This window comes from Bradyrhizobium sp. Mp27 (assembly GCF_029953005.1).
Lineage (GTDB): Bacteria > Pseudomonadota > Alphaproteobacteria > Rhizobiales > Xanthobacteraceae > Bradyrhizobium > Bradyrhizobium barranii.
The window spans coordinates 1-7,479 of the sequence record NZ_JASAUS010000242.1; the positions used below are offsets into that span (position 1 = coordinate 1).

The following is a 7,479-nucleotide window of genomic DNA, read 5'->3' on the forward strand; positions in this document are numbered from 1 at the left end:
GTCTCGGTCATGGCGTATCGCTCTCCTCGAGAGGTTCTGGCAGGCTCGTCACCCGCCTCGATACGCCGCCTTCCTCACACCGTCATCACCCAGATTCCGCCATAGCTCGGCAGGAAGTTGTTTTCTATCTAGCCCTTACCGATCAATCCGCGCTCACCGTCAGCCATAGCAGGCGGGCGTACTAGGCGGTGTAGCCGAATTGCACCAATTTGCGGGCGATCGGCAGGTGATCACCGATCGGCTTAGACGACCCTAAACGTGCGGCGTCGATCGCGAGCTCGGACCTCCCGAACGCCGCGGAATATCTCTGCAACTAGGGCGTAGGCGCGCTCTCTGGGCACGCCTTGCGCAATCTTGCCTTTGATGAACTCATCGGAGCCAACCAAAAGTTTACGCTCGTTCTTTATCATCTGCTGAAGAGCGTCCGTTTCCTGCTTGAGTGGGTCGTCGTCAAACATCAGTGCTCGGACGTGGGGCGGTCAGTGGTGATCCCGCAGTCAGCTCGACGTCGCCAAGCAGACCACGCGGCACTGTCGGCATGGTTCGAGCAGCTTAAGTGGTACCTCCATTTCTGGGGGAAGACGAGATGGGGATCAGGGCCAGGACAAAATGCCGGAGAATAAGATTGTCAGGCCCGAAAACCAGCGGCTGGAAAAGCCAAACCGAAAATCATCCGGCGCTGTCCCCGGGTCACTCGCTCTGCCTGCTCGGCGGGGGACGGTGCATGATTTCAAGACACCTTATGCTGCCGAACCTCTCCCGGCATCAGATTTAACGCCAAGCTTCGTGGGCGCGTAATTCGCGCTGTACCAAGCTGGCGCTCCATCCTCTGGGACGGCGTCAAGCACCCGATCCACGGCTTCGTTACGACCGGTGGCCGCCAGCCAGATTTGGTGCTCGCCCTTATCAGTCATCACACGAATCAAATGAACCCGCTGCATTTTGCTACAAACACCAAACTTAGTAAGGGTTTCAACACGGGCCAAGACTATTAGGAACGCTTTATCGGCGATTGGCCTTGTCTGGCAGTGAGCATCTTCTTTATGGGCCAAAGTCGTCCGGTGGCCCAGGCACCATTATCGTGCCTCCGGTGCAGCGCTGGGCCCGCATGGTGCAGAGGAACTACGACATGCATCCCAACGCCAACATGGTCTTGGGAGCTCTGCTTGTTGCCGCTCTCATGTATATCATTTATGTCCACTAGCGCGGCATAGCGTCGGTTCACCACTCCATAGGGGTGGTTGTGATACCCTATGTGCACTAGTGGGCAGAACACGGCGCGTGAAAGGTGCATTAATGAGTCGCCACAGACCGGACCTCGGCTAATATCTGTGATGAGAATGCTCGCTTGCGCTTTCGCCTTCCTCTCACGGAAAGGAGCGTGCCATGTTCAAACGGCGTCGTTTCAAACAACTGCTTACACTCCAAGATCGGTTAGGTGCTTGGTCTAAGCAGGTCGCAGAGCAAGCCGCAGCGCTCAACCCTGGTCCTCAGCGGGATGCTCTCCTAAGGAAGGCGCGGCAAGCAGACGTGGCAACTAATTTGGACAATTGGGCGAAGTCTCCCGGCCTCCAGCCGCCGAATTAGTTTCGGACGGGCAGGAACTTGGCTACCATTCCGCGCATGCCTAGATACTTCTTCAATGTTCACAGTGCAAAGCCCAGCATCGATGATGTCGGGGAAGAGCTAACCGACGACGAGGCGGCGTGGCGCGAGGCCACGATCTTTGCTGGCGAGATCCTCAAAGAGGTGGATGGAAGATTCCGCCCAGGGCAAGAGTGGTCGCTAGAGGTGGCGAACAAAGACCGTAGGCCGATCTATGTCATCAGCATCGGTTCGACGAAAATCTCCTAAACATGTTTTTTCTCGGTCGATCACAAAAGTGACTGACGCACCGCCAATCATCCTTGTCGATGCCTCCGCGGCCACTGAACGATTCGGCTTCTTGCAACTCGTGCCCCTCTTGGCGGGGCCGTCGTTGAATTGATTTCAGCTCAGCCAACCGACCCTTTATCGGTGTCTTCCTGTGTCTTTCTATTCTCGGCAGTCTGTTTTGGATCAGAAGGTGGTTTTCCGGCCATGTTGCCGGGGTTGAAGTGAAACTTGCCATCTGGATTTTCGCCAGACTTCTTTTCATTCGAGTTGTCTTGGTCCGCCATCTGCTTGTACTTTCAAAAGAGGTGCGAAGGCCTACAACACCATGATCGCTACGTTCCTCCAGAGTCTTAATCGGACAAACATTGAGCGTCAGCATCAGCGTTAGAACCACAGGCGCTGATTTGCGTCGCGACGTTCACATGCAAAGCGAGATCACCTCAGGCCATCTCTGAAATCTTGCCCTTACCCTGGCAGGAATCGCACTTCACTGGATATGTCCTGCGGCCAGGGTGCGCTGGCTCCGCGGACTTAGGGAAGCCAGTTCCTTTGCAAAGCGGACAGGTGTGTTCTTTGATCTTCGGGAGCATGTTGGATCCTTCTACCGCAGCGACGATCCTGGAAGTCTATTGGCGGTCCATGTGACGATGGTGGTCAGTCCTCGTTGAAGTTCTCAGTGCAGCGTCTCCGCCGCCGCCTCGTCGACGGCGGCCATCAAGTCGGCCGTATCAGACTGCTGTATCATATGACCCGCATTGGGGACGCGACGCATTTTGCTGTGCTTGATCTCGTCGTGCAGCCGTCCGGACTGCTCGTCGATGTCGATGAGGCGATCGTCCTCGCCAGCCAGGATGGTGACGGGCATGGACAGCTCACCGTAGGTCTTTGAAGATAGCATCGCGGCGGGAACCATCAGCGCCGCCTCGGCGGCACCGGCGCGAAGCTGCGATGGACGCACGGCCAAGGATTTGGGGAAGCCATCGAATTTTTGAGGGACAGATTTCGGTCCGAACAGCTGCCGCAACATCGCCGGCCACATCAGGCGGCTGAGGATCGGGGAAATCGTGTAACTAAGGAGATCGCCAAATCCGGGGATGGCCGGGCCGGCCATCGCCATCACCGCGTCGGTGCGCGCGGTCGGGAAGTAATAACCCGAAGCCAGTATCAGGGCCTCGACCGTTGCAGGATGTCTGCTTGCGAGGGCGACGGCGACCGACGCTCCCCAGGAGTGGCCGAGCACGATCGCCTTTTCGATGCCGAGATGCGCAAGAGCTTCCTTGAAGAGATCGGCCTGGGCCGCAGGCGTCCAAACGACGTTGCGCGGCCGCAGGCTGTGGCCAAAGCCCGGGCGATCGAACACGATCACACGATAGTCCTTGGCGGCGAGATCGATCAGACCACTGGATTCGAAATCCTGGATCATGCTGCCATTGCCATGGAACAAGACCAGAGGACGGCCGGATCCTCGCTCAACATAGTGCAGGCGGACAGCGTCGATGTCGATGAACCGACCCTGGGGCGGATTATCGCGCTGTGCCTTTTCGGCGAGGCGCCGATTGACGATCGCGGCCGTGGCCATCAAGCCGACAGTTGCGACGACGGCCGAAGTCAATGGATGTTCTGCGAGAGCATGAAACGTCTTCGTCGTCAGCGAGGGCGAACGTTTTTTCAGGATGCGCATGTGACACTTTCGCTGACTGGAGTCAGCTAATGGAGAAAAAGATAGGGGAGAGTCCCGACCGTCCGCACGTCGCCTTCTCCCTGCAAACGAAGTGCAAGAATGGTCAAATCGCCATTTTGGGGACGGCATGCGCATTCACGAGGCATTTCGCGTAACCCCAACAGTGGAAGGCAGAGATAGTTCCTCCCGCATCGATGAGGCGCCAGGATAGAACGCGGCGATTTAAAGAGCGCTTTTGGGACACCCGCTCTCGCAAATGTCAGTTCAGACACCATATCGATGCTATCGCTGGCACAAATCTAACAGGCGCCGGTGACCGAGAGACGTTATTGCGCTCCCGCCGCAACAGGAGGCGCGCTTTGAACGCCATCGGCTATAGCCAGCATCTAAATACCCGCAGCGAATACGAGCATCGACGGAGCGACAAGCTTGCTCAAGTCGATGATAGGACGTCTCCGTCGCAGGGGACGGATAACTGCACTCTCTGCGGGCAGCGCGTTACGGCTCCTGAAAATTCGATTTACTTGCCGTCTGGCAAGATCGTCAATCAGTGGCGCTGTTATTGTGGCAACGCGTGGGAGACTTTTGTCGATCGCGCGAACCCTACGAATATCGAATTGAATGAGTCACAGCGGTTTCGAACGAACGCGGGCCAGTATCTGATCCTGGAAGGCGCTGCAGCCAGTGAAGCGATGCGGTTCGGGCGAATCAGCGCGGCGTGGCTCGCACTTGCGGAGACACAAGATTGGCTCGACGGCGTGACATCGCCGGTCGCGCTACTGTTGCCGCAAGACCGCTCGCTCTCGTCGCGAGGGCATTTGGCATGATTGAAAAGCGCAACCGAGTGCGTCAGTCGAGCTCGCTGGCCGAGCGTCTGGCAGCCGATGCCGTCAGCTTACGCGAACAGGCCGCACGCGTAGAACCCGGCGTGGAGCGCGAAGCGCTCTTGAAAAAAGCACATCGCAACAAGATGGCTGCCGATATCAACGCTTGTCTGACATCTGCAAGGCGCCGGCCTCCGGCATAGCAGCGACGTCCATAGGAACGAACGTTCCACGCTCCGATTGAATCATCGCCTGTAGCGGTCGCATCGTTGAGACGCCAATCGAAGCGCGTCAAGGCGAACTCGGCCCTAGCGTGTTATTGCTGCTGGGAATGAGCCTGGGTCTCGCCGTTCTCGTCATGGACGTCACCTGGATGATATTTTTCAGACCGTAATCGCGAAGATGTCTCGGAGCAGAGAGGAACGAAAGCTCCGATGAGGGCTTGGCTCACTCCTCAGACTCTGGAGACAATCATGAGACGCCCATCACTTTTCGTTTGCATTTCTTTGTTTGCTGCCGCCACTGCGTTGGCGGCGACCCCGGCGTCAGCGCAAAATCCACCGGCGCAATCGGGGCCGAACAACAACGCGGTTAACAGCTCTGGCCAAAACAACTCCGACACCCCTGTCGCGGGTCGCAACAGTTTTACCGAAGGACAAGCCAAATCGAAGCTTGAGGATGCCGGCTACGCCGACGTCACCGAGCTGAAGAAGGACGACAAGGGCGTTTGGCGCGGTCAGGCCAGCAAGGGCGGATCGGCCACGGCCGTTAGCGTCGACTTTCAAGGCAACGTCAATTCAACCAAGTAAGAAAGAATCAAAATGACCGTTACGATTTCTCGTCTTTACGACAAGTACAACGACGCCCAGCAGGCGGTTCAACGGCTCGAGGCTGCCGGCGTATCCCATTCGGACATCAGCATCGTCGCCAACAATTCGGACGGCTGGTTCAGCACCGATAAGAAGGTCGATCGTGATCGCGATGGCGTCGACGATCGCGCCGAAGGCGCCGGGAAGGGGGCCGGCATTGGTGCGGGCGTGGGTGGCACGGCAGGCCTCCTGGCCGGCCTTGGCCTGCTCGCGATCCCAGGCCTCGGCCCCGTCGTCGCAGCTGGCTGGCTTGCCGCGACTGCGGTCGGAGCGGCCGCGGGTGCTGCGACCGGCGGTGTGGTCGGCGCGCTCACCGAGAGCGGCATTTCGCGGGAGGACGCAGACTCTTATGCTGAGGGCGTTCGTCGCGGAGGCACGCTTGTTTCGGCACGCGTCGCTGATGCCGATCGATCGCGCCTCGACGCGATCCTGAACGAGTCCGCCGTCAATTTGCGGGACCGCAGCACCGCCTGGCAGAAGGCCGGATGGAAGTCGTTCGATCCCGCCAGCAAGCCCTACGGCGCCGACGAGGTTCGCAAGGAGCGGCAACTCTACGAAGGTTCTTTGCGATAGGTTAGATTGCGGCGGTTTGCACGGATGAACCGCCGCATTTTTTCGGTTTTTGGCTAGACTCCGCCGCGTCTGCGGACGGGCAAGCGATTGCATGGTCCTCATCTCGGGGATGGTATGTGTGCGTCGCTGGCCGTCTGGAAGAGAGACGGTACTGTTTTACTGACGAGGTAATAGGTCGGAACCCGGCGCGAGTATCCGCATATAGGTGCCGCTTTCGTGCAACTCGAGCCATCCTTTCTCGATCGCATATTTGATGCCGGCGCCGAACTCCGACCCACTCGCATTGCAGCCGGTCTTGGAAAGGAACAAGCCGTTGATCGTCTCGATGTGGATGCGGTCGTTCACCGCCTGGACGCCTGCGGCAAGCTCGATGAGCTTTCGTGCGGCGGCTTCCGGTTCAGCGTAGGGGCGGAATTCAGCGTGTTTCAAATGGCAGCCTGATCTTCTTTCACGCCACGTGCCACGATTCGCAACGCGCCGTCTGCAAGCGGACGCTGAAGTTCTTTGGCTTCATCCCAAGGCGCCTTCATCCAAGTCTCAACTTCACCTGGCGTCGTCAAAACAACGGGCATCGCTTTCGGGTGGATGGCGTTTACCTGAAAGTTTGATCAGTGGTTAGAATCCATAGAGGTCGTTGTCGTCTCGCCTTCCTTGACCTTTCGCACCGAGGTCCAGTTGCCCAGATACCGGCGAAGCAGGCGAGAGGGCGGGTTGCGTCGAACGCGAACCAGATGTCGCCGCCTTCGGCTTTGTTGAACTCGCTGAAGCTGGTGAATGGCACCAGACAGCGATTTTCCGGCTCGAGCCAGCGCTTCCAGTGGCTGCTACTCGTGTTGCGGATTGGTCGTGCCGCTGTCCGGCTCGATTCGGAGCAACTCCTTGAAGTCCACCGTTTTGGCCCTTGGCCTCGAGTTTCTGCGCGCGTTTCTTTGTTGCGTCCATAAGAGCCTTCGAGGACGAAGGCATCCCCCATCGCGCCATGACAATCCCGCGTCCGTCTGGAGCATTGCGGACGATGGGGGCAGGGTAGTCGGGAAAGATGCCGGGCATGCTCGGCAGATTGCCGACGCGGCTATTCAACGCTCCGAATAATTGACGGATCGCGTCGACGTTCTTGGTCATCGAGTAGAGATTGCAGATGTGGACGGCCCCCCCGCTTGTCAGGATTATAGCAGACTTCTGGCCAGATCGCTTGCTATCAGATGTCCGGCCTGTTTGCGCGGACAAAGCCCGCTGGCCGAGATGGTGTTCGCTACGCACGCTCCAAGCACATAGGCGACATTGATGATGCCAGTGTAATCTACGGAAGCTCGCGCGTATCGACCGATCGGTCCTTCCATCTACTGCGTCCTGCAAGTTCGTGGGCTATCCGGCGAGCAATCTCGGCCGGTACACCGATTTCAGATCAAATGGGCATGGCGGCTACCGGCTGGGTGTACACGCCGCCCGATATCATCAAGCGCCAGGCGATACGGGCGAACTTATTGGCTAAGGCCACCGCGACTAACTTCGGCGGCTTTCGCTCCAGCAGCGAAGCGAGCCAGGATGTCGGCTTATGACGGCCCTTTCGAATGTGCCTCAGCAGCGCGGTCGCGCCGACAATCAACGTCGATCGGAGCATTGAATCTCCGGCCTTTGTGATACCGCCATATCGTTG

9 protein-coding genes and 2 pseudogenes are annotated in these 7,479 nt (G+C 58.2%); 5 read left to right on the top strand and 6 right to left on the bottom strand.

What is annotated here, in order from left to right:
- Positions 1–242: 242 nt before the first annotated feature.
- Complete coding sequence (locus tag QJT78_RS46580) at positions 243–458, bottom strand: hypothetical protein (protein ID WP_028153116.1); 216 nt, start codon at positions 456–458, stop codon at positions 243–245.
- A gap of 1,147 nt (positions 459–1,605) precedes the next feature.
- On the opposite strand from QJT78_RS46580, the gene QJT78_RS46590 reads away from it, so the two are divergent.
- Positions 1,606–1,854: a hypothetical protein gene (locus QJT78_RS46590; protein ID WP_155258071.1), complete on the top strand. Its 249-nt coding sequence runs from the start codon at positions 1,606–1,608 to the stop codon at positions 1,852–1,854.
- A 140-nt stretch (positions 1,855–1,994) separates the two neighbouring features.
- Here QJT78_RS46590 and QJT78_RS46595 read toward each other — a convergent pair whose 3' ends face one another.
- On the bottom strand, positions 1,995–2,159 hold the full coding sequence (locus tag QJT78_RS46595) for a hypothetical protein (RefSeq protein WP_193375999.1): 165 nt from the start codon (positions 2,157–2,159) through the stop codon (positions 1,995–1,997).
- Positions 2,160–2,548: 389 nt separating this feature from the next.
- Positions 2,549–3,556: an alpha/beta hydrolase gene (locus tag QJT78_RS46600; RefSeq protein ID WP_028153119.1), complete on the bottom strand. Its 1,008-nt coding sequence runs from the start codon at positions 3,554–3,556 to the stop codon at positions 2,549–2,551.
- A 359-nt stretch (positions 3,557–3,915) separates the two neighbouring features.
- On the opposite strand from QJT78_RS46600, the gene QJT78_RS46605 reads away from it, so the two are divergent.
- From QJT78_RS46605 to QJT78_RS46620, 4 genes are all read left to right on the top strand, one after another.
- Positions 3,916–4,383: a hypothetical protein gene (locus QJT78_RS46605; RefSeq protein WP_049810359.1), complete on the top strand. Its 468-nt coding sequence runs from the start codon at positions 3,916–3,918 to the stop codon at positions 4,381–4,383.
- On the top strand, positions 4,380–4,583 hold the full coding sequence (locus tag QJT78_RS46610; protein WP_155258072.1) for a hypothetical protein: 204 nt from the start codon (positions 4,380–4,382) through the stop codon (positions 4,581–4,583). The genes QJT78_RS46605 and QJT78_RS46610 overlap by 4 nt, the downstream gene beginning before the upstream one ends.
- A gap of 270 nt (positions 4,584–4,853) precedes the next feature.
- A complete protein-coding gene (locus QJT78_RS46615; protein WP_028153120.1) occupies positions 4,854–5,189 on the top strand; it encodes a hypothetical protein in 336 nt (111 codons plus the stop codon).
- A gap of 12 nt (positions 5,190–5,201) precedes the next feature.
- The gene (locus QJT78_RS46620) at positions 5,202–5,822 is read left to right on the top strand and encodes a general stress protein (protein ID WP_028153121.1); all 621 of its coding nucleotides are present in this window, start codon (positions 5,202–5,204) and stop codon (positions 5,820–5,822) included.
- Between the two features lie 156 nt (positions 5,823–5,978).
- Here the strand turns inward: QJT78_RS46620 and QJT78_RS46625 are convergent, their stop codons facing one another.
- The 3 genes and pseudogenes from QJT78_RS46625 to QJT78_RS46635 form a co-directional block, all read right to left on the bottom strand.
- Positions 5,979–6,251, bottom strand: a complete 273-nt coding sequence (locus QJT78_RS46625) for a hypothetical protein (RefSeq protein ID WP_028153122.1) — start codon at positions 6,249–6,251, stop codon at positions 5,979–5,981.
- Positions 6,248–6,962 (bottom strand): annotated as a pseudogene (locus QJT78_RS46630) (SOS response-associated peptidase family protein). Before QJT78_RS46630 ends, QJT78_RS46625 begins: the two are co-directional and overlap by 4 nt.
- Positions 6,963–7,227: 265 nt before the next feature.
- Positions 7,228–7,479: pseudogene (locus QJT78_RS46635) on the bottom strand (IS110 family transposase); the annotation flags it as partial.

Bases quoted from the DNA above. Each gene is read 5' to 3' on its own strand.
- QJT78_RS46580 (WP_028153116.1), bottom strand. From the start codon at position 458: ATGTTTGACGACGACCCACTCAAGCAGGAAACGGACGCTCTTCAGCAG.
- QJT78_RS46595 (WP_193375999.1), bottom strand. From the start codon at position 2,159: ATGGCGGACCAAGACAACTCGAATGAAAAGAAGTCTGGCGAAAATCCA.
- QJT78_RS46600 (WP_028153119.1), bottom strand. From the start codon at position 3,556: ATGCGCATCCTGAAAAAACGTTCGCCCTCGCTGACGACGAAGACGTTT.
- QJT78_RS46610 (WP_155258072.1), top strand. From the start codon at position 4,380: ATGATTGAAAAGCGCAACCGAGTGCGTCAGTCGAGCTCGCTGGCCGAG.
- QJT78_RS46615 (WP_028153120.1), top strand. From the start codon at position 4,854: ATGAGACGCCCATCACTTTTCGTTTGCATTTCTTTGTTTGCTGCCGCC.
- QJT78_RS46620 (WP_028153121.1), top strand. From the start codon at position 5,202: ATGACCGTTACGATTTCTCGTCTTTACGACAAGTACAACGACGCCCAG.